This is a genomic window from Paenibacillus filicis (genome assembly GCF_038070315.1).
Lineage (GTDB): Bacteria > Bacillota > Bacilli > Paenibacillales > NBRC-103111 > Paenibacillus_G > Paenibacillus_G filicis.
Genome location: NZ_JBBPCC010000034.1, coordinates 1 through 23372, shown reverse-complemented (window position 1 = coordinate 23372; position 23372 = coordinate 1). Strand labels below are relative to the sequence as shown.

The following is a 23372-nucleotide window of genomic DNA, read 5'->3' as shown; positions in this document are numbered from 1 at the left end:
CGCCTCTGGGATCAGCCCTTCGTGGCCTTCAAGATCCAGTATCCCCTGTCGCGTTCGACTTCCTCAACTGCTGCAAACAAGGACTCCAGCTTGGCATATGCGGAAGGCGCTCCCTGTTTCTTCTGGATGACTACCCACAGAGTCCCACCAGGCACCAGCACCTGATGCGCCTGCTCGAAAATACTGTGCACAATCTCTTTGCCCGCACGAATAGGCGGATTGGTCAAAACCACGTCAAATTTCTTGCTTTCGACAGCCTCGAGCCGGTCGCTTTGCAGTACCGTCACATTGGCAATCTGGTTGAGGACCGCATTCCGCCTTGCAAGTTCTACCGCTCTCTCATTAATATCAACCATGGTGACATGGCCATCACGAGCCAGAAGCGCAGAGCTAAGTCCGATCGGACCATAACCGCAGCCCACATCCAGCGCATTCGCGTTCGGCGTGATGGCCATCGTCTCAATCAGCAGCTTGGACCCAAAATCGATCCCTTTCTTCGAGAAAACGCCTGCATCCGTCTCCAGGATGAGCTTATGCCCGCGCAGCGTTTCTTCTAAGCGATGCAGATCATGACGCGCGCTCGGCTTCGAGGTGTAATAATGTTCGGACAAGGCAGACTCTCCCCCTATCTACAAATGGTGCATCCCCATCAAGCAGCAGCTTTTCTTGATACATCACCCAGGCCTTTCCTTGATGTCGGAAGAAAAACGTCCGCTCAATGAGGCATCTCAACAGGAAGACCCCTTGCAGAGGTCAGCCTCGGGCAAGGGGTCTGTCGCCAAGCAAAATTACTTCACTTCTACGGAAGCGCCTGCTTCTTCCAATTTAGCTTTGATCGTATCGGCTTCTTCTTTGCCGATCTTCTCTTTGATTGCTTTTGGAGCGCTGTCTACCAGATCTTTCGCTTCTTTCAGACCCAGGCCTGTCAGTTCGCGAACAGCTTTGATAACGTTGATTTTGGATGCGCCAGCGTTGTTCAGAATTACGTCGAATTCTGTTTGCTCTTCAACTTCAGCAGCTGCGCCGCCTGCTACTACAGCTACAGGAGCTGCTGCAGTTACGCCGAACTCTTCTTCGATTGCTTTAACCAGATCGTTCAGTTCCAGTACAGTCATGCCTTTGATGGCTTCCAAGATTTGCTCTTTGCTCATGGTTAAACCTCCATTATATCCATTAAGATATTTGATTTTGAAATGCAGTTCTTGCTGGGTTCTTAGGCTTCTTGCGCGCCGCCTTCTTGTTTGTCAGCAACAGCTTTGACCGCGAGGGCAAAGTTGCGAACTGGAGCTTGAAGGACGCTAAGCAACATGGACAGCAAACCTTCGCGGGAAGGCAGCTCGGCCAAAGCTTTGATTTGGTTGAAATCAACAACTTTACCTTCAACCACGCCTGCTTTCACTTCCAGCTTGTCATTCTTCTTAGCGAAGTTCGTCAAGATCTTCGCAGGAGTAATGATGTCGTCCTTGCTGAATGCGATCGCGGTAGGACCAGTCAGGTATGTGTCCAGGTCGGTCAATTCCGCGCCAGCAGTCGCACGGCGCACCAATGTATTTTTCAATACTTGGAATTCTACGCCAGCTTCACGCAGTTGTTTGCGCAGCTCGGTTACTTGAGCTACGTTCAAACCACGGTAGTCCGCAACGATTGCGCAAGAGCTGCCTTTCAGCTTCTCTGCCACTTCCGTTACTTGTGCCGCTTTTTGCTCGATAATTTTTGCGTTTGCCATTTTTGCACCTCCTACAAGTTTCTGTGAAGAAACTGCTTCGTAAGCATTTTACCTATCGTAAACATCGTCCGCACGTGTCGATTGTCCGACGAAGGCATCTTCGCAACCAGCAAAAATGCCTTCGCAGACAAGAGCGAAGGCATGATGATTCCCATATTCCACAAGCCGTGAAGCTTTGAATATCGAACGTTTATCATAACACCTCGGCAGGAAATTAAGCCTGAAGCTCAGGCACCTGCTGTCTACGGTAAGCATATTCGTTTGTTAACAACCTAGAATAGGTTAGCACAGTTGACTGGTAAAGTCAACGGGCTACTATTTTCTAGCGTTGACCTGCTGCGTTGACACGAGCGCTTGGACCTTGCGTCGAGGATACCGCGATGTTCTTCAGGTATACCCCTTTAGCTGCAGCCGGTTTCGCTCTGTTCAGCGCGTCGACCAGGGCTTTGAAGTTTTCAGCGAGCTTCTCAGCATCGAAGGAAACTTTCCCGATCGGAGCATGGATTTGTCCGGCTTTATCCAGACGGTATTCGATTTTACCTGCCTTGATTTCCTGAACGGCTTTTGTTACGTCGAACGTAACAGTACCCGCTTTAGGGTTAGGCATCAAACCTTTACCACCCAAGATACGGCCGAGTTTACCGACTTCACTCATCATGTCCGGCGTAGCTACGCAGACATCGAAGTCGAACCAGCCTTGCTGGATTTTGTTGATCATGTCTTGATCGCCTACGAAGTCAGCACCGGCAGCTTCCGCTTCCTTAGCTTTGTCGCCTTTGGCGAATACAAGCACACGCTTGGTTTTACCTGTGCCGTGAGGCAGTACAACCACGCCACGAACGGCTTGGTCTTGTTTACGCGGGTCTACGCCCAGACGTACAGCCACTTCGACAGTTTCGTCGAACTTGGCACGTGCCGATTTCTTCACGAGCTCGATCGCTTCGAGCGGCTCGTAGAATTTGTCAGCGTCAATCAACTTGGCAGCTTCCAAGTATGTTTTGCCGTGTTTAGCCACTTTACAGTCCTCCTATGTGGTACTAGCGGAATATCCTCCCACTGTTTGAAACCCTAGCTGCATCTACAAGCGGTCACGAATTAGTCTTCGATGACAACGCCCATGCTGCGAGCTGTACCTTCAACCATGCGCATAGCAGCCTCTACGGATGCAGCGTTCAGGTCAGGCATTTTTTGCTCAGCGATTTCACGTACTTTCGAACGCTTAACCGTAGCGACTTTCTTCTTGTTCGGTTCGCCGGAACCCTTCTCGATACCAGCAGCAACGCGAAGCAATACAGCAGCCGGAGGTGTTTTCGTCTCGAACGTGAAAGAACGATCCTCGAACACTGTGATAACAACCGGGATGATCAAGCCAGCTTGGTCTGCAGTACGAGCGTTGAACTCTTTGCAGAAAGCCATGATGTTAACACCTGCTTGACCGAGTGCAGGACCGATCGGCGGCGCCGGGTTCGCTTTCCCTGCAGGAACTTGCAGTTTCACCATTTTAATAACTTTTTTAGCCATGTGTGACACCTCCTCGCATGTAGTATGACAAGTCCGTCAGCCTACAGCTTTTCTACCTGATGGTAATCCAGCTCCAGCGGCGTTTCCCTGCCAAACATATTGACGTGAACTTTTAGCTTGCTTTTGTCGACCAGTATTTCCTCCACGGACCCAACAAAGTTGGCGAACGGGCCGACTTTCACGCGTACCGTATCTCGAAGCTCGAAATCGATCTTCGGTTTCGGCTCTTCCATTCCCATGTGCTTTAGAATCGAGTCCACTTCCTCAGGAAGCAGCGCGGTCGGTTTCGAACCGGAACCGGTCGACCCGACAAACCCGGTAACGCCAGGGGTATTACGCACCACATACCACGAATCGTCGGTCTGGATCATTTCCACCAGCACGTATCCGGGATATACTTTACGCATTACCGTCTTCTTCTTACCGTCTTTATTCACCAACTCTTCTTCCATGGGAACGAGCACGCGAAAGATCTTGTCCTTCATGTCCATAGATTCCACACGTTTTTCCAAGTTAGCCTTCACCTTGTTTTCATACCCGGAATAGGTATGTACGACGTACCATCTCTTTTCCATTCCCATTAGCGCCACCAATCAGCCTAGATTATTTAAACACGAGGCGAAGCAGCTCCGAAATCCCTAAGTCCAGAACGTAGAAGTACACCGTCACGAAGATGACCGTAAATAACACGACCAGCGTGTAACTAATCAGCTCTTTACGGCTAGGCCACTTTACTTTTTTCAATTCGGACCATGCGTCCCCAAAAAAAGAAAACGTGCTGCCGAATCCCTGCTTCACTTTAGCCAAAAAGGACACAACCTACACCTCCAGAAAAACTAGCGAGTTTCGCGATGAGCCGTTTGTTCATTGCAATACTTGCAATATTTCTTGAGCTCCATGCGGTCAGGATGGTTGCGCTTGTTCTTGGAAGACGCATAGTTTCTTTGCTTGCAGTTTGTGCACGCTAATGTGATGATCACCCGCATGATGTACACCTCCTACGGACCAGCCTCTGATTTACAGCCTTACACGCTCAGCAAAAAAAACGCCTACTTCGCTAAGGCTACCTGAATACATTATCATACGGTTATTCTTCTGTCAAGGAAATAGGAACTCTAGCTGCATAGTCAGTTCCTCCGCTGCCTGCTCCTATCAGTATAGTCAGTAAGCCGAGCGGATAAACCCTAGCAAGTGCAGCCGAAAGAACGGCATAAAAAAGAGCACCTTCTCACTTTCGAGAGAGGTGCTTGTTTATGCATCGCGTACTTCCAAATATCGCTCCAGCTTGCGTTTGACCCGCTGCAATGCGTTGTCGATCGATTTCACGTGACGGTCCAGATCCACGGCAATTTCCTGATAGGATCTGCCGTCCAGATACAGCATCAGCACCTTGCGTTCGAGATCACTCAGAATCTCGCCCATCTTGTCTTCCAGGCCGCTGAATTCCTCTTGATTAATAATCAATTCTTCCGGATCGGACACGCGCGAGCCGCATATGACATCGAGCAGCGTTCTATCGGAGTCTTCATCATAGATGGGCTTGTCCAGGGATACGTAAGAATTGAGAGGAATATGCTTCTGACGGGTGGCCGTCTTAATGGCCGTGATAATCTGACGGGTGATGCAAAGCTCGGCAAACGCCTTGAAGGAGGCAAGCTTATCGCCACGAAAGTCGCGAATGGACTTGTACAGTCCGATCATACCTTCCTGTACGATATCTTCTCGATCGGCACCGATCAGAAAGTACGACCGGGCCTTGGCTCGAACGAAATTACGATACTTGTTAATCAAGTACTCCAGCGCATCGCTGTCGCCTTCGCGGACCGCTTCGACTACGTCTTCGTCAGCCTTGAGGTCGTATTCGTACATTCTCAACTCTTTGAGGTCGACACTCACCACAATCCCTCCGGCCTGCGCTTGAAAGATAAGGCTAGTATACATTATGTAATCTATCACCGTCAATAAAATTCGACTTGCCTAAGCTTGCCATAAGCGAGACTTTACGGCAGTTTCAGCGGCCTCTCCGCCACTCCTCAAGCCGCTTTCGAAGCTCGTCGCTGAGGGCATTGTCGAACGTATTGCGCCTGACTTCCGTCTCCTCCCGGATTTTGCGCCGGACCTCCTGCCTGGCCTGCCGGACCTTAATCAGCAGCTCCCCGGCGGGGACGCGGAAGGCGCCCTTTCCGAAGATGACATGCTGCTCGGTCATATCCGAAGTCGCGACATAAACCTGCTTGCGGCGGCCCACATGGGTCGTAACCAGACGCTCGATGAGCTCGTCAGCCGTCTCCTTTTCCTTGGTGAAATAGACCGGAAGCTTGCTCTGCAAGTACTGCCGTCCATGACCGGGCACATAGTACGCGTCGAACACCAGCATGACCTTCATCCCCGAGAAGGACTGGTACTCGGCCATAATCTGAATAAGCCGGTCACGTGCTTCTTCCAGCCGGATCTCCTTCAGCTTCTGAAGCTCAGGCCAGGCACCGATAATGTTATAGCCGTCCACGATTAGAATCTCCTGGATCATAACGCCCACCTGCCGAAAGCCCGGGACTTTCGGTCCGTCATTTGACCGCTTGCCGCTGGCGAACCACTTCGTACATGAATACGGAGGCGGCCACTGAAGCATTCAGTGAATTAATATGGCCGAACATCGGAAGCTGCAGCAGGAAATCGCACTTCTCCCGGATTAGCCGGCCGATGCCCTTACCCTCATTCCCGATCACGATCGCGAGCGGCAGGTTCAGATTCGTCTGGTAGATCGGAGCCTTGGCCCCAACATCCGCTCCAGCGATCCAGACGCCCCGCTCCTTGAGGAGTTCGATCGTCTGCGCCAGGTTGGTCACCCGTGCGACCGGCACGTATTCCACGGCTCCGGCGGACGTCTTGGATACCGTTGCCGTTATGGCGGCGGATCGGCGCTTCGGTATAATGACACCATGCACCCCCGTACAGTCAGCCGTACGCAGAATCGAGCCCAGGTTATGAGGATCCTCGATCTCGTCCAGAATCAGCAGGAAGGGCTCCTCGTTCTTCTCTGCCGCCCGGGCGAGCAGATCCTCGACTTCTACATACTCATAAGGAGCTACCTGAGCAACAACCCCCTGATGCTGCAGCCCTTCGGCCATCTGGTCCAGCTTCCGCTTATCTGCGAATTGGACGATGACGCCATGCTGCTTCGCTTCGGCAATAATCGGTTGGGTCAACTGCTTCTGAGCCTGCTCGGCAATCCATATCTTGTTAACCGTCCGTCCCGAACGGAGCGCTTCCAGTACGGAATGCTTGCCGCCAATGAAATCTTCCACGATGATGTTCCTCTTCTCTTCGGTTATTTAGAGTCCGTTCGACAAAACGCGCTGCGGCATGCAGCCAGATAACGACCGGACATGTAGTTGGATAGTGACTCTCGGCTCGGCATCCGGATCAGACGTCATCCCGCTCCAGAGCGAGATCGAGCAGGAAGCGCAGCCGCTCCCAGCGCTGGCAGTAATAAAGATAGCCGATGAGACACTCGAAGGCCGTGCTGTGCCGGTATTCCAGCACGTCAGCATTTTTGGCTGTGGTCCCGGACTTGGCGTTGCGGCCGCGCTTCACGATATCCGATTCCTCCTCGGTTAGAAGAGGGAGCCAGCGGGTCAGCGCCCTGGCCTGCGCTTTGGCGGATACGTACTTGGTGGACAGCCGGTGAAGATGATCCGGCTTATGATTGGTTAGTGAGACGACATACTGCCGGATGAACACCTCGTAGACGGCATCCCCTACATAGGCCAGCACCAGCGGGTTGAGCAGCCTCGGTGCCCGGGAGGGCGGGAAGGCGAATAAATTCAGACCGAACGGGTCCGGCCCGGAAGTTGGCGAACTGGCAGAGGTCAGCCCTGAGGCTGCCTCGTTGTGACCGCCTGCAACGCTCGCTTCACTCCCAGCCGGCGATGGCTCACCGGGCTGCTGCGCCTCAGCAGCAGCCTCTGAGGAAGAAGTCCGCACGAGCGCTTCCCTGACGCCTTCCTTGTACTCGCCGCCCGTCATTTGCGCCGCCAGCGGATGCCTTGCGGAGTATCCTCCAGCACGATGCCGCGCTCCGTCAGCAGATCGCGGATTTCGTCTGCCCGCGCCCAATTCTTGCTTTTACGGGCTTCCGTCCGATCGATGATCAGTTGTTCGATCTCTGCATCCAGCAGTTCATCCGAGTCGCTCGTCATAATGCCCAGCACCTCGTTCATCGCGGCAAAGTGACTGAGCAGCAGCTTCACCGTCTCCGCATGGACATGATCCCGGTTCAAGTAAGGGTTCGCCACATTAACCAGCTCGAACATCGCGGTTATCGCATCCGGCGTATTGAAATCATCGTCCATCTTCGCCTCGAATTGCGTCCGTACTTCAGCCGCAGCCGCGGCGACATCGCTATCCGCTTGCGGGGCGTCCGCCGTCTTGAGGCGATGCTTCAAGGCTGACCGGCAATTCTCGAGACGAGCCAGGCTTCCCCGGGCCTGCTCGACCGCTTCATCGCTGAAATTCAGCGGGTTCCGGTAATGGCCCGACAGCATAAAGTAACGGATGACCTCGGCCGTAAGTGTTTTGAGCAATTGATGCACCGTGATTCCGTTGCCGAGTGACTTGGACATCTTCTCATTATTAATGTTCACGAAGCCGTTATGCATCCAATAATTGCTCATTGTGTGCCCAGTGAGCCCCTCGGATTGGGCAATCTCGCATTCATGATGCGGGAAGGTTAAGTCTTGACCACCACCATGGATGTCGATCGTATCACCGAGATACTTGCGTACCATCGCCGAGCATTCGATATGCCAGCCCGGCCGACCCTCTCCCCATGGGCTAGACCAACTGATCTCTCCCGGCTTGGCAGCCTTCCAGAGTACGAAATCCTGCGGATGCTCCTTGCGCTGGTCCACATCAACCCGGATGCCGAACTGCAGCTCCTCCAGATTCTGCTGGGACAGCTTCCCGTATTCGGCAAAATTCGCGGTCCGGAAAAACACATCCCCGCCCGCCTCATAAGCGAGCTGCTTGGACTCCAGCTCCGAGATAAACTCGATAATTTCGGTCATATTTTGCGTAACCCGCGGATGTACGGTCGCTTCCCGTACACCAAGCCCCCGTGTATCTTCGTAGTAATGCTGGACGAACAGATCGGCCACTTCCGGCACCGTCAGATTCATCTCGGCCGCTTTACGGATCAGCTTATCATCCACATCGGTAAAATTGACGATTAACTTCACTTCATACCCGCTGTATTCCAGGTAACGGCGTACCACATCGAAGAAAATAACCGGCCGTGCATTGCCGATATGGATGTAATCGTACACCGTGGGTCCACAGACGTACATTTTCACCTTACCCGGCTCGAGCGGTTTGAACTCTTCCTTGCGGCGAGCCATCGTATTGAATAATTTAAGCGTCATGGGATTGATGTCCTCCGTTCTTATGTTCCAGCATTTCCAATTTCCTCTTCAATTCATCCATCTGCTCCTGCGTATTCTTAAACATCTCGATCACGGGATCCGGCAGCTTGTCATGCTCCAGCCGACCGATCCGCACACCGTCCCGCTTGACGATGCGTCCGGGAATGCCGACCACCGTGCTGTTAGCGGGAACTTCGGATAATACGACCGCGTTCGTGCCGATTCGGGAGTTATCGCCAACTGTGAAGGAACCGGTCACCTTGGCCCCTGCCGAGATGACCACATTGTTGCCGATAGTCGGATGCCGCTTGCCCTTTTCCTTGCCCGTGCCGCCCAGCGTGACTCCATGGTACAGCAGCACATCATCGCCGATCTCACAGGTTTCCCCGATGACGACGCCCATCCCATGGTCGATGAAGAAGCGCCGGCCGATGACAGCGCCTGGATGGATCTCGATCCCGGTCATGAACCGGCTGGCCTGGGAGATTACTCTCGCTAACGTGTACCACTTGCGCTTGTAAACCCAGTGAGCGACCCGGTGCGCCCACAAGGCGTGCAGCCCCGAGTAGGTAAACACCACTTCAAACCAACCCCGTGCGGCCGGATCGTTCTCGAAAATCGTCGCGATGTCTTCCTTCATTCTGCCGAACATGACTACAGGACCCCTCTTCCTTGTATCCACTTCTGCTACATTTCCCATTCGCGGCACGCTCCAATCGCCTGGTCGCACGCCCTGACCAGCGCCCGTATAATCAAAAAAGCCTCTGCAGCCCATAGGCTGCAGAGGCGTATTCATTCGCGGTTCCACTCTGCTTGCGCACATCATGCCCTCTTTGGCTACCGCCAAAATTGGCATACATACACATCTCGATCGTTCGTATCGTGAACGGTACGGCAAAACTACCCTGCCCCCGAGGAATCCCCTTGGTTCAGATCGTCTTTACGGCTCCCGGGTGCACTTCCGCCGATGGTGGAATGGATGACTTGCAGCCGGCTACTGATGCCGGTCATCCTCTCTGTGAATCCGCCGCTTCTGCGTACTTTCCCGTTCTACGCCATGTGGAATATTAGGTTTGCTTACGATGTTAGCAGAAATGCCTGGGGATTACAATAACTTCTTGAGCCTCGCGAGCACCTGATCACGTCCCAGGAGATGGATCGTCATATTCAGGTCCGGTCCATGCATCTGTCCGGTCAGCGCGACACGGATCGTCATGAAGAGCGGCTTGCCCTTATAGCCCGTCTCGGTCTGAACCGCCTTGATCAGCCCCTTGATCGCATCGACGCCAAAGTCCGCCGCCGCCTCAGCTTGCTTCTGGAAGCTGCTAAGCACGATAGGAGCATGCTCTTCACCGAGCAACGCCCCCGCTTCGTCATCAAGCTGCACGTCCTCGCGGAAGAACAACTCGGACAATGGCACGATCTCGGCCGCGTAACGCAGCTGATCCTGGTACAGCCGGATCAACGAGCGGGCCCACGTCTGCTGCTCCTCACTGAGCTCGGCAGGAAGAAGCCCGGCCTGCTGCAGATGCGGCAGCGCTAGAAGAGCGATCCGCTCAGGGTCCGCTTTCTTGATATACGCATTATTCATCCAATTGAGCTTGTCCATATCGAAGACAGCCGGACTTTTGGAAACCCGGTCGAGATCGAACTGCGCGATCAGCTCTTCCTTGGTGAACATTTCTTCCTCGCCCTTCGGCGACCAGCCGAGCAACGCGATGAAGTTAACAACCGCCTCCGGCAAGTACCCGAGCGACTGGTATTGCTGAATGAATTGAATGATCGACTCATCCCGCTTACTCATCTTCTTGCGGTCGGCATTCAAGATCAGCGCCAGGTGAGCAAACTCAGGAACCGGCAATCCTAACGCCTCGTACATCATAATCTGGCGCGGCGTATTGGTCAGATGCTCTTCTCCCCGGATGACAAGTGTAATTTTCATCAGATGGTCATCCAGAATGACCGCGAAGTTATAGGTCGGAATACCATCTGGACGCACGATGATAAAGTCGCCGATGCCGTTCGAGTCGAACTCGACCCGCTCGCGGATCCGGTCCGTGAAGGCAATCGTCTTATTCTCAGGAACACGGAAGCGAATGGAAGGCTTACGCCCCTCATCCCGGTAACGCTGCTGCTCTTCTGGAGTCAAGCTGCGGCACTTGCCGGAGTACATCGGCATCTCTCCCGCCGCTTCCTGGGCTGCGCGTTCTGCTTCCAGCTCAGCCTCCGTACAGAAGCAATAATAAGCATGACCTTCTCGCAGCAGTTGATCAATGAACGGCTGGTACAGGTCCAGTCTTTCCATCTGGCGGTAAGGGCCGTACGGACCGCCAATATCTACGCTCTCATCCCAGTCAACGCCCAGCCAGCGCAAGCCTTCCAGCTGATTGTCCACCCCGGACTCCACGTGCCGGGTCTGATCCGTATCCTCGAAACGGACGATAAATTGCCCCCCTTGCCTGCGGGCATACAAATAATCAAATAAGGCCGTGCGGGCACCGCCGATATGCAAATGTCCCGTCGGACTCGGCGCATATCTTACGCGAACGTCTGCCATCCCCTGACTCCCCCTAGAAACTATAATGTGTTATGATAGCACACCTTGAACCAGACAAACAATCGCCTGCACCGCGATTCCTTCGCCACGTCCGGTGAAGCCGAGCTGCTCGGTCGTCGTCGCCTTCACGTTGACCTGCGAGGCATCCGCACCGAGTGCAGCCGCGATTCTCTCCACCATGGCCGGGATATACGGGGCCATTTTCGGCTTCTGCGCAATAATCGTCAGATCTGTATTTCCGAGACGATAGCCCGCTTCCGTAGCCAGCTTCCATACATGAAGCAGCAGCTCATAGCTGTCCGCATCCTTATATTCGGCAGCCGTATCCGGGAAGTGCTTCCCGATGTCTCCCATCGCCAGCGCTCCGAGAATCGCATCACTCAATGCATGCAGCAGCACATCGGCATCGGAATGCCCGAGCAAGCCTTTCTCATACGGAATGTCAACGCCGCCGATGATGCATTTGCGGCCCTCTACCAATTGATGCACGTCAAAGCCTTGTCCCACGCGAATCATTCGTTTCCCTCTCTCCCGACATTGCGTAATATCCACTCCGCCCAAGACAGATCCTCCGGCGTTGTGATCTTGATGTTGTAATAGTCGCTTTCCACCACAGAGACATTCTTCCCCAGACGCTCGACGAGCATGGCATCGTCAGTGCCTGTGAAGCCCTCCTGCCTCGCCCGCTCATGAGCGTTCAGCAGCAAGGAAAAACGAAAAGCTTGCGGGGTTTGGATCGCCCACAAGCTGCTGCGCTCCGGCGTAGCTGCAATTACGCCATCGCCGTTCACGATTTTGATCGTATCCTTCACCGGTACGGCTAGCACTGCCGCTTCCGTCAGATACGCCCGCTCCAGGCAAGCCTTCACGTGACGCGAAGCGGCAAACGGACGGACCCCATCATGCACGAGCACCCATTCGATACCGAGCGGCAGAGCCTTCAAGCCTTCATGCACAGAGTCCTGCCGCTCCTTGCCTCCGCTGATGACAGCGATTGTCTTGGTGAGACCATACTGCCGGGCCCAGACGCGGCAGCGGTCCACATCGCCTGCTCCTGTTACCAGCACTATCGTATCGACGAACTCCATGCGTTCGAAGGATAGGAGCGTATGTATAAGTATCGGTTTGTCGTCTAATTGCAAATACTGCTTGCTTTCCGTCGTGCCCATGCGTGTGCCTCTACCGGCCGCTACGACGATAACCCCTGTCTTGCTCTTCATTCCGTCCACCTGCCTGCCAACCGTCTGGCACCACGTGAGAACCTGTGTTCTCACCCGTCAATTCAAGCACCCGAATGAAACGGATTCTTGGCTTACGAGTGCGTGCCTACTCTATCATAACGGTTCAGAGCGCTTTTTCCAAGAGCTTGGGCTTAGCAAAAATCATTCGGCCCGCGGATGTCTGAAGCACGCTGGTTACCAGTACATCCAGCGTTGTCCCGATAAACTCGCGGCCGCCTTCCACCACAATCATCGTACCATCGTCCAGATAAGCGACGCCCTGCCCGTGCTCCTTGCCGTCCTTGATGACTTGCACGAGTATTTCTTCACCTGGCAGCACGACCGGTTTCACCGCGTTGGCGAGATCATTGATATTCAGCACGGATACTCCCTGAAGCTCGCACACCTTATTCAGGTTGAAGTCATTGGTAATCACCTTGCCGCGAAGTACCTTGGCCAGCTTGACCAGCTTGCTGTCCACTTCGGAAATCTCATCGAAGTCTCCCTCATAGATCAGCACCTTCACATCCAGCTCTTTCTGAATCTTGTTCAGAATATCGAGACCGCGGCGGCCGCGGTTGCGCTTGAGCAGATCGGACGAGTCCGCGATATGCTGCAGCTCCTCCAGCACGAATTCCGGAATGACCAGCGTCCCCTCGATAAAGCCGGTTTTGCAAATATCGGCGATTCTGCCGTCAATAATAACGCTGGTGTCCAAAATCTTGTGCTCCTCGAAGCCCTTGACTTCACCTTGCGCCCCACGCCGTCCACGAGCCTCACCGCGCTTCTCCAGCATCGCCAGCAGTTCTTCCTTCTTCACCAGCCCCAAGCGGAATCCGGCATAGCCGAGAACGCCAATCACGAGCATATGCAGCAGCGGGTTCGAATAGCCTGTGCGTTCCAGCGGCAGCAGCAGCAGTGAGGACAGCAGCAGTCCGATGCCCATTCCGGAGGACCCGGCGATCAGATCGATGATTGGGATCGTGGCGATGCGCTCCTCCCCGCTCCGGATCGCACTCAGCATATAGCTCATCGCCCAAGCGCTGACGGAATAGAAGACCAGAGCAAACACCACGAACATATAAACGGCTTGCCCTCTTACGGCTTCTACTCCCGTAACCAAGGCTATGACTTCAAATACAGGTGTACCGAGCTTATCGCTCCACTGCACACCCAAGGCGCCTCCGATAACGGCGAATAAAAGCTGGAACCATTTGTTCATCATAGACTTCACCTCCATTTATTTCCTAGTTCTTCGTTACAATTATGAACCAAAAGCCCGTCCGCTAATCCCTGAAAGCGAAGAAAAAATACAAAAATGAGCGGAAAATAAAAAAGCATCTATTCTCCATCAGGAAAATAAATGCTTTTCATTTCCGCCCATAGGTATGCTGGCCTTACATGATCGTTGTCTGGGAGTCCGTATCCTCCCGCTCTTTTTTCCGCTTTCTGCGGAGGGAAACAAAGAACCGATCAACGTTTTTTTTTAACCCGTACAGCGCATAGAGGAGCAGCGGCACGAAAATAAGCTTGGACAACGTGCCCGGGAACTGAATCGCCAGCACAACAGCGATGACGACAACGATCGGAGTAATCCAGATCGCGGCTTTCGGAATACCGATTTTTTTAAAGTTAGGATATTTGACGGTACTTACCATCAGGTAGGACAGAAGCAGCGTCGATAATAAAAGCACATACGTGTTAAGTTCTTGATGGAAGAGAGCGAGCGTACACAGCACGCCGCCAGCAGCAGGAATCGGAAGCCCGATGAAGTAACCCGGGGTACCGGCAACTACGTTGAATCTGGCCAAACGAAGCGCTCCGCAAATCGGGAATGCAGCTGTTACAATCCACGCTGCAGCCGTGTTCAGCTCTGTAAAAGCTACCACATACATAATAAAGGCCGGCGCTACGCCGAAAGAAATGACATCGGACAAGGAATCGAGTTCTTTACCGAACTCGCTCTGGGCGTTCAGCGCACGGGCTACCCGTCCGTCCAAGCCGTCCAGCAGCATGGCTACAATGACCATGATCGCCGCCAGCTCCGGTTTGTTGTTGAACACGGATATTATGGCGATGATCCCGAGGAACAAATTCCCAATAGTAAAGATATTGGGCAAAGATTTAGTTATCATGGATTAGTCCACCTCTGGTTTTACTGTGCCCCAATGCTGTCCCTGCTATGAGGTCACCTTATGATTGTAAGCAAGTTAGATATGTCTGTCAATGAGTACCTGATCTTGGATGCGCTTCAAACCTTCTTTAATAGTCCGTGCCCGCACTTCCCCGATTCCATCGACTTCATCCAGTTCTCCGATCGTTGCCATCATGAGATGAGGCAGCTGCTGGAACCTCTCGACCAGATTGTGAATAATGATCGTGGGTAGCCTCGGGATCTTGTTCAGCACGCGGTAGCCGCGCGGCGATACAATTTCCTCCGCATTGGCAGAAAAATGCGGATATCCGAGCACCCGTGCAATTTGGGCCTGATCGAGTATTTCATCATTGGCAGACCGCTTGAGCTGTGAGAACACATCTTTCACTTTGTCCTCGTTCGCTTCCTTTATATAATCTTTTACGAGCAGCAGCGCTTCACGTTCCGTATTTCCTACAAGTTCTTCCAACTGCATGCTGATGAGACGGCCTTCATTGCCCAGCTCATTGATATAGCGGTTAATCTCCGCCTTGATCCTCAGCACCATCTCGATCCGTTGAATGACGCCGGTTACGTCATGCAGCGTGACCAGTTCCTCGAATTCGGAAGCCCCGAGATTGGTCATATCCTGATCCAGCACCGACTTATACTTCTCCAGCGTCTGAATCGCCTGATTGGCCTTGGTCAAGATGACCCCGATATCCTTAAGCGCATAGCGCAGCGTTCCCTGATACAACGTGATTACATTTCGCCGTTGGGAGATGGAGACGACCAGCTTGGAGGTCTGCTTCGCAACCCGCTCCGCTGTCCGGTGGCGAATTCCCGTCTCGGTAGATGAGATCGATGAGTCGGGGATCAATTGGGTATTCGCATACAGAATACGCTTCAGATCCTCACTCAGGATAATCGCACCATCCATCTTGGCCAATTCGTATAAATAGTTAGGGGAAAAATCACAGTTAATCGAAAATCCCCCGTCCACAATTTCCATAACCTCCGGGCTATACCCGACTACGATCAGTCCGCCCGTTTTGGCGCGAAGTACATTCTCCAGTCCGTCGCGAAACGGCGTCCCCGGCGCCACCAACTGCAACAGTTGGCTCATCACATCGCGTTTTGCATCTTCCCTGCTCAAGCTTTGTCCCTCCTGACTTCCTGACGACTATAAATGCGGGCCCCAAAGTCCCGTTCATACGGCTTTGGGGAACCTCCTGTAAGACCTATACCAATGCGGCAGACAGTGCCTGTGCCACCGTCTGTACGCCTATGATCTCGATACCCGGGGGCGGCGTCCACCCCTTCAAGCTTTTCTCCGGCATAATGACCCGTTTGAAGCCCAGCTTCTGCGCCTCTCGGACCCTCTGGTCGACACGGGATACGCCACGGACCTCGCCAGTCAGACCCACCTCTCCGAATACGACATCGAAGGGCTGGGTCGGCTGATCACGAAAGCTGGAAGCAATGCTGACGGCAACCGCCAGATCCACTGCCGGTTCATCCAGCTTGACGCCGCCGGCTATATTTAGATAAGCATCCTGATTTTGTAGAAACATGCCCATACGCTTCTCCAGCACCGCAATAATCAGCGACAGCCTGTTATGATCGTAACCGGTTGCCATCCGCCGCGGCGATGGAAAGTTCGTCGATGAGATGAGCGCCTGCAGTTCCACCAGCACCGGACGAGTTCCCTCCATACTGGCGACGACGGTAGACCCGGCCACGCCCAGCGGGCGTTCGGAGAGGAATAGCTCGGAAGGGTTGCTAACTTCGACGAGACCGCTCTCGCGCATTTCGAATATGCCGATCTCATTGGTCGATCCGAAGCGGTTCTTCACCGCCCGCAGCACCCTATACGAATGATGCCGTTCTCCTTCGAAATAAAGCACGCAATCGACCATATGCTCGAGGAGCCTTGGTCCGGCAATCGCACCCTCTTTAGTAACATGACCAACTAGCACCGTTGCAATACCTCGGACCTTCGCGATACGCATAAAATGACCGGTACATTCTCTGACCTGGGATACGCTTCCAGGGGCCGAGGTCACGGCCGGATGAAAGACAGTCTGAATCGAGTCGATGACGACGAAGTCAGGCTGCACCTCGTCAATCGCCGCTTCGATCAGCTCCACATTTGTTTCGCTGAGGACAAATAACAGCGGAGATACAGCTTGCAGCCGGTCGGCCCTAAGCTTCGTCTGCCTGACCGATTCCTCGCCGGATATATACAGCACCTTCAGCTGCTGCTCCGTCAGCTCATGCGAGGTCTGCAGAAGCAGCGTGGACTTCCCGATGCCCGGATCGCCTCCTACGAGGATTAGCGAACCCGGCACCAGCCCGCCGCCCAGCACCCTGTTCAACTCCTGGTTGCCCGTGATGACGCGCGTTTCCTCGCTGCTCTCTATATTTATGATCGAAATCGGCTTTTCTTTCTTATTGGAAATCGAAGTGCCTGCGCCCCTCGACTTGCTGATCGTTTCGATTTCTTCCACAAATGTATTCCAAGCCTCGCAGCCCGGACACTTGCCAAGCCACTTTGCCGATTCGTATCCGCACTGCTCGCAATAAAATTTTGTTTTTGTTTTAACCATAACTGCTGTCACCTCAAGTTCCATTACAAAGTTTACCATGACGATGAGGCAAAGAAAACCCTTCGGGCCTCAGGTTGAGCAAATAAAGTAGGCAAACAGGCAAAAAACACCCGCCGTCCGGTTGTCCGGTACGGCAGGTGTCGGTAAAGCATGGCCTTATTATCTTAAGCTTCCGTGCTAACGCCTTGATTTCGCTCGACGACCAGCTCTCCGTCTTTCTCATCAATCGTCAACTTATCGCCTTTGGTAATGTTGCCGCGAAGCAGCTCCTCGGACAACCGGTCCTCGATATGCTTCTGAATCGCCCGGCGGAGCGGTCTCGCACCGAAGCTAGGATCGTACCCTTCCTTGGCCAGGAAAGCCTTGGCTGCATCGGTAAGCACGAAGTCTACCTCCTGCTCCTTGAGCCGCTTGCGCAGATCATCAGCCATCAGCGTGACAATCTCAGCAATATGCTGCTCATCCAGGGAATGGAACACGATGATCTCGTCGATCCGGTTCAGGAATTCCGGACGGAAGCTCTTTTTCAGCTCGCCCATCACTTTATCCTTCATGTTGCCGTATTCGCGGCCCGAATCGATCGTGGCGGTGAAGCCTAGCGTCGAGTTCTTCTTGATCACATCAGCCCCAACGTTGGAGGTCATGATAATCAAGGTATTGCGGAAATCGACCGTGCGGCCCTTGGAGTCAGTCAAACGGCCATCCTCCAGTACCTGCAGCAAAATATTGAAGACTTCAGGATGCGCCTTCTCCACTTCGTCCAGCAGCACGACGGAGTAAGGCTTGCGGCGAACCTTCTCGGTCAGTTGACCGCCTTCCTCGTAGCCGACATATCCTGGAGGCGCTCCGACCAGACGTGACGTCGAATGCTTCTCCATGTATTCGGACATATCGATGCGGATGACCGCATTCTCATCGCCGAAGAGCGATTCGGCGAGCGCCCTTGCCAGCTCGGTTTTACCAACGCCTGTCGGCCCCAGGAAGATGAAGGAGCCCATAGGACGCTTCGGATCCTTCAGACCGGCTCTGGCGCGGCGGATCGCACGGCTGACGGCTTTGACGGCTTCATCCTGACCGATAACCCGGTCATGAAGAATCGATTCCATCTTCAGCAGACGCTCAGTTTCTTCTTCCGCCAGCTTGACGACCGGAATCCCCGTCCAGCTCGCGACGACCTGAGCGATATCCTCCGGTGTTACCTCGGAGTCCGTGCGGCCCTGCTTCTCTTTCCACTCGTTCTTGGTCGTATCCAGCTCTTCACGCATCTTCTGCTCCGTATCGCGGAGCGAAGCGGCCTTCTCGAACTCCTGGCTCTGCACGGCAGCGTCCTTCTCCTTGCGGATATCCTCCAGCTTGTTTTCTAGCTTCTTAAGATCAGGCGGTACCGTGTAGGAGTGAAGTCTTACCTTGGAGCTGGCCTCGTCGATCAGATCGATCGCCTTATCCGGCAGGAACCGGTCCGTAATATAACGGTCCGACAGCTTGACGGCTTGCTCGATCGCCTCGTCTGTAATTTTCACCCGGTGATGCGCCTCATAGCGATCGCGCAAGCCGTGCAGAATCTGAATCGCTTCTTCCGGAGAAGGCTGATCCACCGTAATCGGCTGGAATCTGCGCTCCAGAGCAGCGTCTTTCTCAATATATTTACGGTATTCGTCCAGCGTCGTGGCCCCGATGCATTGCAGCTCGCCGCGGGCTAGGGATGGCTTCAAAATATTCGAAGCGTCAATCGCACCCTCTGCACCGCCTGCACCGATCAGCGTATGAAGCTCATCAATGAACAAAATGATGTTTCCGGCCTGGCGAATCTCATCCATAATTTTTTTCAAGCGGTCTTCAAACTCACCGCGGTATTTGGTTCCGGCAACAACAGAGCCCATATCGAGCGTCATCACGCGCTTGTCGCGCAGAGTTTCGGGAATTTCGTTTGCGATAATTTTTTGAGCGAGGCCTTCCGCAATCGCGGTTTTACCTACTCCAGGCTCTCCGATCAGCACGGGATTGTTCTTCGTGCGGCGGCTCAGCACCTGGATGACGCGCTCAATCTCCTTGCTGCGGCCGATAACCGGATCGAGGTTGCCGTCCTTGGCATAGGCGGTCAGATCGCGTGCGAGGCCATCCAGCGTCGGTGTATTGACGTTCACCGGATTGCCGTGGCTAGGCGAAACAACTTCGCTGCTGCCGAGCAGCTGCAACACTTGCTGGCGCGCCTTGTTCAGGCTGACGCCCAGATTATTGAGCACGCGGGCGGCTACGCCTTCGCCTTCGCGAATGAGCCCCAGCAGGATATGCTCAGTACCCACGTACGTATGTCCCAACTTGCGGGCTTCATCCATCGAGAGCTCGATGACCTTCTTGGCGCGAGGCGTGTAGGCGATGTTGGTCGGCTGCTCCTGTCCACGCCCGATCAGGGATTCCACTTCATCCTGGATCTTCTCCAGTCCCAGGCCGAGCGCGATCAACGCTTTAGCGGCAATGCCCTCGCCTTCCCTGATCAATCCAAGCAGGATGTGCTCAGTTCCGATATTGTTATGTCCCAAACGGACAGCTTCCTCTTGAGCCAACGATAACACTTTCTGCGCGCGTTCCGTAAATCTGCCAAACATCATGAGTAACACCTCCAAGATTGGTAAAAATCGATTTCGATTATTTGCTGCGAATGAAGCTCTTGGTGTTAGCTGACTTCGTCCGATTCGGACATCTTGTCACGGATCAGCTGCGCTCTTCTAATGTCTCTTTCTTCAGGCGATAGCTTTTCTCCTGCTAACTGCTGCAAAAAACCGGGTTGCGTCATCACAAGCAGCTCATTGAGCACTTGCGGCGGCACTTTTTTGATAAAACCCAGATCTATGCCAAGCCTTACATCGGATAGCCGCTGTGCCGCTTCCTTGGAATCCATAATCGCCGCATAGGACAAAATGCCGAAGGAACGGCTGACCCGGTCCAGAATTTTAGCTCTGTTCTCGACAGAGAGCTTATACCGAGCTGCGCGTTCATGCTCGATAATCTGCCGGACCACGCTGTGCAGGTTATCGATGATTTCTTCCTCTGACTGCCCGAGGGTAATCTGATTGGAAATCTGGAACAGATTGCCTAGCGCCTCGCTCCCTTCCCCATACAGTCCTCGCACAGCCAGACCTACCTGGGTAATGGCCGACAATATCCGGTTGATCTGCTGCGTAAGCACCAGGGCCGGAAGATGAATCATCACCGAAGCACGAATCCCCGTTCCGACATTGGTTGGGCAGCTTGTCATATAGCCTCGCTTCTCGTCGAAGGCATACTCGAGTTGAACCTCGAAAATATCGTCGATCTGATTGGCGAGGTCCCAAGCTTCCTTAATCTGAAACCCGGGGCACAAGCATTGTATTCGCAGATGATCCTCTTCATTCACCATGATGCTGATGGATTCATTATCCGACAGAATAACTGCTCCGTTGCGCGATTCGTCAGCCAGTGCCGGACTTATCAGATGCTTCTCGACCAGCACCCGGCGTTCTAGCTCACCGAGCTCCGACAGAGGCAGCAGCGTGAAGCGGCTGATCGTATCCAGATCGTCATTGCCTACTACGCCACCAATGCGCTCCAGCACCTCTTGAGACTGCTGATTCGTCGATAGCATGGGGAAGGGATAAGCCCCCACATTACGGGCAATTCGTATGCGCGTGCTGATGACGATATCCGAGTCCGGACCTTCCTCCTTCATCCAATCGCTTAATGCATGCTCCGTGAAGCGTTGCGCTTCCGTCATAGGGTACTCCTCCTTATTCCCCTGCTGTCTGGCTTTCCGACGCCTGCTTCTCTAGCTCCCGGATCTGATCCCGCAGCTTGGCTGCTTCTTCGAACTCCTCCTGCTCAATGCGGTCGTGCAGGTCTTTCTTCAGAACTTCGATTTCCCGTTTGAGCTTTATTAACCCTCCAGAACGCTTGGGAACCTTACCTGTATGGGTTGTATTTCCATGCACCCGCTTGAACAATGGGTCCAGCTTCTCATTGAAATGCTTGTAGCATTCGCTGCAGCCGAACCGCCCCACCTTACTGAACTGGCTGTAAGTAAGACCGCAATGATCACAACGGGTCGGTTGTACCTTGTTCGCTGATGACTGGTTATGCGAGGAAGGCTCGAAATCAAGCAGCCCGCTTAATAAATTATGGATCGAAAATCCGCCAGGGGTTCCAGGGATGAGCTCCCCTTTCTCCCGTGCGCAGGACTCGCAGATATGGAACTCCGTCTTCTCGCCGTTCAAGATCTTCGTAAAATGAAGTGTCGCCTGCTTCTTCCCGCATTCCTGGCAAATCAAAGCAGTCCCTCCTTCGGCGTTATATAAGGACCCTCAAGCTACTTGCTGAGCAAGCAAACCATCATCGCCTTCAGCATTCTGGCACGTATCTCGTCGCGCAGCGGAAGCTTCAGGGCAAGCACCTCACGGGCTACAGCGGCCTTCATCAGCGCAGCCTCACGGGCTGTGACAAATCCGCCTTCCTCCAGCTGATACAGCAAGCCTTCGGATGTCGTCTGGTCGATGTGATTGCCTACATTCTGGAAAATGAAGTCAAGCACGGTGCCATGAGAATGAAGCACGACCTTCTGAATACGCACATAGCCTCCGCCACCCCGCTTGCTTTCGACAATATACCCCTTCTCGAGAGTAAAGCGCGTGCTGATGACATAATTGATTTGCGAGGGTACGCAATTAAATTGATCGGCCAGATCATTACGCTGGATTTCGATCACGCCATCAGGGCTTTGCTGCATGATTTGCTTCAGATGCTGCTCAATCATCTCTGAAACACTGCGCAATCTGTTCAACCTCCAAGACAAAAGTTGAGAACACAATTCGTCAATTTCTGACTTTGACTTTCTTTGACTTTAGTAACATTATAGCAGATTTTCTGAAGAATGCAACAATTCCGGAAACACCTTCTTTAAGCCTATTTTCGGCGTATTTTTGGGGATACAGCTGAGTCTTTAATTAGGTATACGTTATAGTTCTCAGTATGCACATCCCCTGGGCAGGCTAACGAACGGGGAACGACCAATTCCTGCGCCATTACCAAGTAACTGCCTATACTGCCAACAAATAAAGCTGCCTTACCCGGCACTCCATACATGCTGCCCTGTATCTTGTGAGATAGTAAATCGAGACATTTACAGAGGGTGACTCTAACTATTCTCAGGAGATCAGGAGGAATATGGATTGAAGCAGAACCGCTGCCGTTGGATGCTTGTCGTGACAATATTAACCGTCTGCCTATTTACCGTATGTGCCCTTCCGGATTCCGTGCATGCTGACGTTGCCTATCATTTTGGATTTAAGAAAAGCGTCAACGGCCGGGATCCTTCCATTGATGAAGAAGGCTTCAAACCGCTCCTACAGAAATACGGGGCTATTTTCACGGGAGACCCCAGCCAAAAAGAGCTCTTCCTCACCTTCGATAATGGATATGAAAACGGGTTTACCTCTCGCATCCTGGATGTCCTGAAGGAAAAGCAGGTGCCCGCTATTTTCTTTGTAACCGGTCATTATGTGAAGGAGCAAGCCGAACTGCTCAAACGGATGAAAGCCGAGGGCCATCTGATCGGGAATCATTCGTGGCATCATCCCGATATGAGCCAAATCTCTGCCGAACGTATTCGTGAAGAGCTGAATAAGGTAAAAACAGAGGTCGCAGCCGTGACTGGTCAGCAAGAGATGCCTTACCTGCGTACGCCCCGGGGAATTTTCAACGAGCGGTCGCTGGCGGTTAGCAAGGAGCTGGGGTATACCAATGTATTCTGGTCAGTCGCCTACAGGGACTGGGATACGAAGGACCAAAGAGGCTGGAAACACGCTTATGACAAAGTGATGGCTCAACTACACCCTGGAGCCGTGCTGCTGCTGCACTCGGTATCCAAGGACAACACAGAGGCACTGGGTGCCATCATCGACGCAGCCCGCCAGCAGGGCTATGTGTTCAAAAGCTTGGATGAGATGACGGTCCGCAGGCCCTAAACTCGATGCACGCATATATGCAAAGACAGCCCGTATGGAGTTAAATCCATACGGGCTGTCTTTATTAGCTTGGCGACGTTCTACTCTCCCAGGACCCTGCGGTCCAAGTACCATCGACGCTGGAAGGCTTAACGTTCGTGTTCGGGATGGGTACGCGTGGTTCCCTTCCGCCATCATCACCAAACCTGTAAT

26 protein-coding genes, 1 rRNA gene and 1 other annotated feature are annotated in these 23372 nt (G+C 53.3%); of the genes, 1 reads left to right on the top strand and 26 read right to left on the bottom strand.

Annotated features, from left to right (window positions below; all coding sequences use genetic code 11):
• Positions 1-11 precede the first annotated feature (11 nt).
• The 25 genes from WMW72_RS32915 to WMW72_RS32795 all read right to left on the bottom strand — a co-directional run bounded on the left by WMW72_RS32915 (position 12) and on the right by WMW72_RS32795 (position 21988).
• Positions 12-611 (bottom strand): class I SAM-dependent methyltransferase, encoded by a 600-nt coding sequence (locus WMW72_RS32915; protein ID WP_341419828.1) that lies wholly within the window; start codon positions 609-611, stop codon positions 12-14.
• A 177-nt stretch (positions 612-788) separates the two neighbouring features.
• Positions 789-1151, bottom strand: coding sequence for a 50S ribosomal protein L7/L12 (rplL, locus tag WMW72_RS32910; protein WP_341419827.1), 363 nt, complete (start codon positions 1149-1151; stop codon positions 789-791).
• Between the two features lie 62 nt (positions 1152-1213).
• On the bottom strand, positions 1214-1726 hold the full coding sequence (gene rplJ / locus WMW72_RS32905) for a 50S ribosomal protein L10 (RefSeq protein ID WP_341419826.1): 513 nt from the start codon (positions 1724-1726) through the stop codon (positions 1214-1216).
• A gap of 102 nt (positions 1727-1828) precedes the next feature.
• Positions 1829-1992, bottom strand: a sequence feature (ribosomal protein L10 leader region).
• A 56-nt stretch (positions 1993-2048) separates the two neighbouring features.
• Positions 2049-2741, bottom strand: a complete 693-nt coding sequence (rplA, locus tag WMW72_RS32900; protein WP_341419825.1) for a 50S ribosomal protein L1 — start codon at positions 2739-2741, stop codon at positions 2049-2051.
• An 80-nt stretch (positions 2742-2821) separates the two neighbouring features.
• Complete coding sequence (rplK, locus tag WMW72_RS32895) at positions 2822-3247, bottom strand: 50S ribosomal protein L11 (protein ID WP_072338039.1); 426 nt, start codon at positions 3245-3247, stop codon at positions 2822-2824.
• Between the two features lie 41 nt (positions 3248-3288).
• Positions 3289-3822, bottom strand: a complete 534-nt coding sequence (gene nusG, locus WMW72_RS32890; RefSeq protein ID WP_341419824.1) for a transcription termination/antitermination protein NusG — start codon at positions 3820-3822, stop codon at positions 3289-3291.
• 28 nt (positions 3823-3850) lie between these two features.
• Positions 3851-4063, bottom strand: a complete 213-nt coding sequence (gene secE / locus WMW72_RS32885; protein ID WP_072338041.1) for a preprotein translocase subunit SecE — start codon at positions 4061-4063, stop codon at positions 3851-3853.
• Positions 4064-4083: 20 nt separating this feature from the next.
• Positions 4084-4233, bottom strand: coding sequence for a 50S ribosomal protein L33 (gene rpmG, locus WMW72_RS32880; RefSeq protein ID WP_072338042.1), 150 nt, complete (start codon positions 4231-4233; stop codon positions 4084-4086).
• A 265-nt stretch (positions 4234-4498) separates the two neighbouring features.
• Complete coding sequence (sigH, locus tag WMW72_RS32875) at positions 4499-5143, bottom strand: RNA polymerase sporulation sigma factor SigH (RefSeq protein ID WP_341419823.1); 645 nt, start codon at positions 5141-5143, stop codon at positions 4499-4501.
• Between the two features lie 115 nt (positions 5144-5258).
• Positions 5259-5774 carry an NYN domain-containing protein gene (locus WMW72_RS32870; protein WP_341419822.1) on the bottom strand — a complete coding sequence of 172 codons (516 nt, stop codon included), beginning with the start codon at positions 5772-5774 and terminating at the stop codon, positions 5259-5261.
• A 37-nt stretch (positions 5775-5811) separates the two neighbouring features.
• Positions 5812-6552, bottom strand: a complete 741-nt coding sequence (gene rlmB / locus WMW72_RS32865; RefSeq protein ID WP_341419821.1) for a 23S rRNA (guanosine(2251)-2'-O)-methyltransferase RlmB — start codon at positions 6550-6552, stop codon at positions 5812-5814.
• 118 nt (positions 6553-6670) lie between these two features.
• Entirely contained in the window at positions 6671-7120 is a 450-nt protein-coding gene (locus WMW72_RS32860; RefSeq protein WP_423227633.1) for a Mini-ribonuclease 3, read from the bottom strand.
• A gap of 149 nt (positions 7121-7269) precedes the next feature.
• A complete protein-coding gene (gene cysS / locus WMW72_RS32855) occupies positions 7270-8667 on the bottom strand; it encodes a cysteine--tRNA ligase (RefSeq protein WP_341419820.1) in 1398 nt (465 codons plus the stop codon).
• The gene (gene cysE, locus WMW72_RS32850; RefSeq protein WP_341419819.1) at positions 8657-9319 is read right to left on the bottom strand and encodes a serine O-acetyltransferase; all 663 of its coding nucleotides are present in this window, start codon (positions 9317-9319) and stop codon (positions 8657-8659) included. Before cysE ends, cysS begins: the two co-directional genes overlap by 11 nt.
• Positions 9320-9772: 453 nt before the next feature.
• Positions 9773-11224 carry a glutamate--tRNA ligase gene (gltX, locus tag WMW72_RS32845; protein ID WP_341419818.1) on the bottom strand — a complete coding sequence of 484 codons (1452 nt, stop codon included), beginning with the start codon at positions 11222-11224 and terminating at the stop codon, positions 9773-9775.
• Between the two features lie 30 nt (positions 11225-11254).
• Entirely contained in the window at positions 11255-11740 is a 486-nt protein-coding gene (gene ispF / locus WMW72_RS32840; protein ID WP_341419817.1) for a 2-C-methyl-D-erythritol 2,4-cyclodiphosphate synthase, read from the bottom strand.
• On the bottom strand, positions 11737-12444 hold the full coding sequence (gene ispD / locus WMW72_RS32835; RefSeq protein WP_341419866.1) for a 2-C-methyl-D-erythritol 4-phosphate cytidylyltransferase: 708 nt from the start codon (positions 12442-12444) through the stop codon (positions 11737-11739). The genes ispF and ispD overlap by 4 nt, the downstream gene beginning before the upstream one ends.
• 124 nt (positions 12445-12568) lie before the next feature.
• Positions 12569-13669 carry a PIN/TRAM domain-containing protein gene (locus tag WMW72_RS32830; protein ID WP_341419816.1) on the bottom strand — a complete coding sequence of 367 codons (1101 nt, stop codon included), beginning with the start codon at positions 13667-13669 and terminating at the stop codon, positions 12569-12571.
• A 172-nt stretch (positions 13670-13841) separates the two neighbouring features.
• The gene (pssA, locus tag WMW72_RS32825) at positions 13842-14579 is read right to left on the bottom strand and encodes a CDP-diacylglycerol--serine O-phosphatidyltransferase (protein ID WP_341419815.1); all 738 of its coding nucleotides are present in this window, start codon (positions 14577-14579) and stop codon (positions 13842-13844) included.
• A gap of 75 nt (positions 14580-14654) precedes the next feature.
• Entirely contained in the window at positions 14655-15704 is a 1050-nt protein-coding gene (gene disA / locus WMW72_RS32820) for a DNA integrity scanning diadenylate cyclase DisA (protein WP_341419865.1), read from the bottom strand.
• Between the two features lie 115 nt (positions 15705-15819).
• Complete coding sequence (gene radA / locus WMW72_RS32815; RefSeq protein ID WP_341419814.1) at positions 15820-17187, bottom strand: DNA repair protein RadA; 1368 nt, start codon at positions 17185-17187, stop codon at positions 15820-15822.
• A 164-nt stretch (positions 17188-17351) separates the two neighbouring features.
• Complete coding sequence (gene clpC, locus WMW72_RS32810) at positions 17352-19796, bottom strand: ATP-dependent protease ATP-binding subunit ClpC (protein ID WP_341419813.1); 2445 nt, start codon at positions 19794-19796, stop codon at positions 17352-17354.
• Between the two features lie 65 nt (positions 19797-19861).
• Entirely contained in the window at positions 19862-20938 is a 1077-nt protein-coding gene (gene mcsB / locus WMW72_RS32805) for a protein-arginine kinase McsB (RefSeq protein WP_341419812.1), read from the bottom strand.
• A gap of 13 nt (positions 20939-20951) precedes the next feature.
• A complete protein-coding gene (gene mcsA, locus WMW72_RS32800) occupies positions 20952-21488 on the bottom strand; it encodes a protein-arginine kinase activator protein McsA (protein WP_341419811.1) in 537 nt (178 codons plus the stop codon).
• 38 nt (positions 21489-21526) lie between these two features.
• On the bottom strand, positions 21527-21988 hold the full coding sequence (locus tag WMW72_RS32795; protein WP_341419810.1) for a CtsR family transcriptional regulator: 462 nt from the start codon (positions 21986-21988) through the stop codon (positions 21527-21529).
• Positions 21989-22385: 397 nt separating this feature from the next.
• Between WMW72_RS32795 and pdaA the strand changes: the two genes are divergently transcribed.
• Positions 22386-23180: a delta-lactam-biosynthetic de-N-acetylase gene (gene pdaA / locus WMW72_RS32790; RefSeq protein WP_341419809.1), complete on the top strand. Its 795-nt coding sequence runs from the start codon at positions 22386-22388 to the stop codon at positions 23178-23180.
• A gap of 67 nt (positions 23181-23247) precedes the next feature.
• On the opposite strand, the gene rrf is transcribed toward pdaA, so the two are convergent.
• Positions 23248-23364 (bottom strand): 5S ribosomal RNA (gene rrf / locus WMW72_RS32785).
• Between the last annotated feature and the right edge of the window lie 8 nt (positions 23365-23372).

What these genes read in the sequence shown, in the direction of transcription:
- WMW72_RS32870 (WP_341419822.1), bottom strand. Translation starts at nt 5,774, where the DNA reads ATGATCCAGGAGATTCTAATCGTGGACGGCTATAACATTATCGGTGCC.
- ispD (WP_341419866.1), bottom strand. Translation starts at nt 12,444, where the DNA reads ATGAAGAGCAAGACAGGGGTTATCGTCGTAGCGGCCGGTAGAGGCACA.
- radA (WP_341419814.1), bottom strand. Translation starts at nt 17,187, where the DNA reads ATGGTTAAAACAAAAACAAAATTTTATTGCGAGCAGTGCGGATACGAA.
- rplK (WP_072338039.1), bottom strand. Translation starts at nt 3,247, where the DNA reads ATGGCTAAAAAAGTTATTAAAATGGTGAAACTGCAAGTTCCTGCAGGG.
- mcsB (WP_341419812.1), bottom strand. Translation starts at nt 20,938, where the DNA reads ATGACGGAAGCGCAACGCTTCACGGAGCATGCATTAAGCGATTGGATG.
- rplL (WP_341419827.1), bottom strand. Translation starts at nt 1,151, where the DNA reads ATGAGCAAAGAGCAAATCTTGGAAGCCATCAAAGGCATGACTGTACTG.
- pssA (WP_341419815.1), bottom strand. Translation starts at nt 14,579, where the DNA reads ATGATAACTAAATCTTTGCCCAATATCTTTACTATTGGGAATTTGTTC.
- rplJ (WP_341419826.1), bottom strand. Translation starts at nt 1,726, where the DNA reads ATGGCAAACGCAAAAATTATCGAGCAAAAAGCGGCACAAGTAACGGAA.
- clpC (WP_341419813.1), bottom strand. Translation starts at nt 19,796, where the DNA reads ATGATGTTTGGCAGATTTACGGAACGCGCGCAGAAAGTGTTATCGTTG.
- nusG (WP_341419824.1), bottom strand. Translation starts at nt 3,822, where the DNA reads ATGGAAAAGAGATGGTACGTCGTACATACCTATTCCGGGTATGAAAAC.
- disA (WP_341419865.1), bottom strand. Translation starts at nt 15,704, where the DNA reads ATGAGCCAACTGTTGCAGTTGGTGGCGCCGGGGACGCCGTTTCGCGAC.
- WMW72_RS32830 (WP_341419816.1), bottom strand. Translation starts at nt 13,669, where the DNA reads ATGATGAACAAATGGTTCCAGCTTTTATTCGCCGTTATCGGAGGCGCC.
- ispF (WP_341419817.1), bottom strand. Translation starts at nt 11,740, where the DNA reads ATGATTCGCGTGGGACAAGGCTTTGACGTGCATCAATTGGTAGAGGGC.
- gltX (WP_341419818.1), bottom strand. Translation starts at nt 11,224, where the DNA reads ATGGCAGACGTTCGCGTAAGATATGCGCCGAGTCCGACGGGACATTTG.
- rpmG (WP_072338042.1), bottom strand. Translation starts at nt 4,233, where the DNA reads ATGCGGGTGATCATCACATTAGCGTGCACAAACTGCAAGCAAAGAAAC.
- cysS (WP_341419820.1), bottom strand. Translation starts at nt 8,667, where the DNA reads ATGACGCTTAAATTATTCAATACGATGGCTCGCCGCAAGGAAGAGTTC.
- cysE (WP_341419819.1), bottom strand. Translation starts at nt 9,319, where the DNA reads ATGTTCGGCAGAATGAAGGAAGACATCGCGACGATTTTCGAGAACGAT.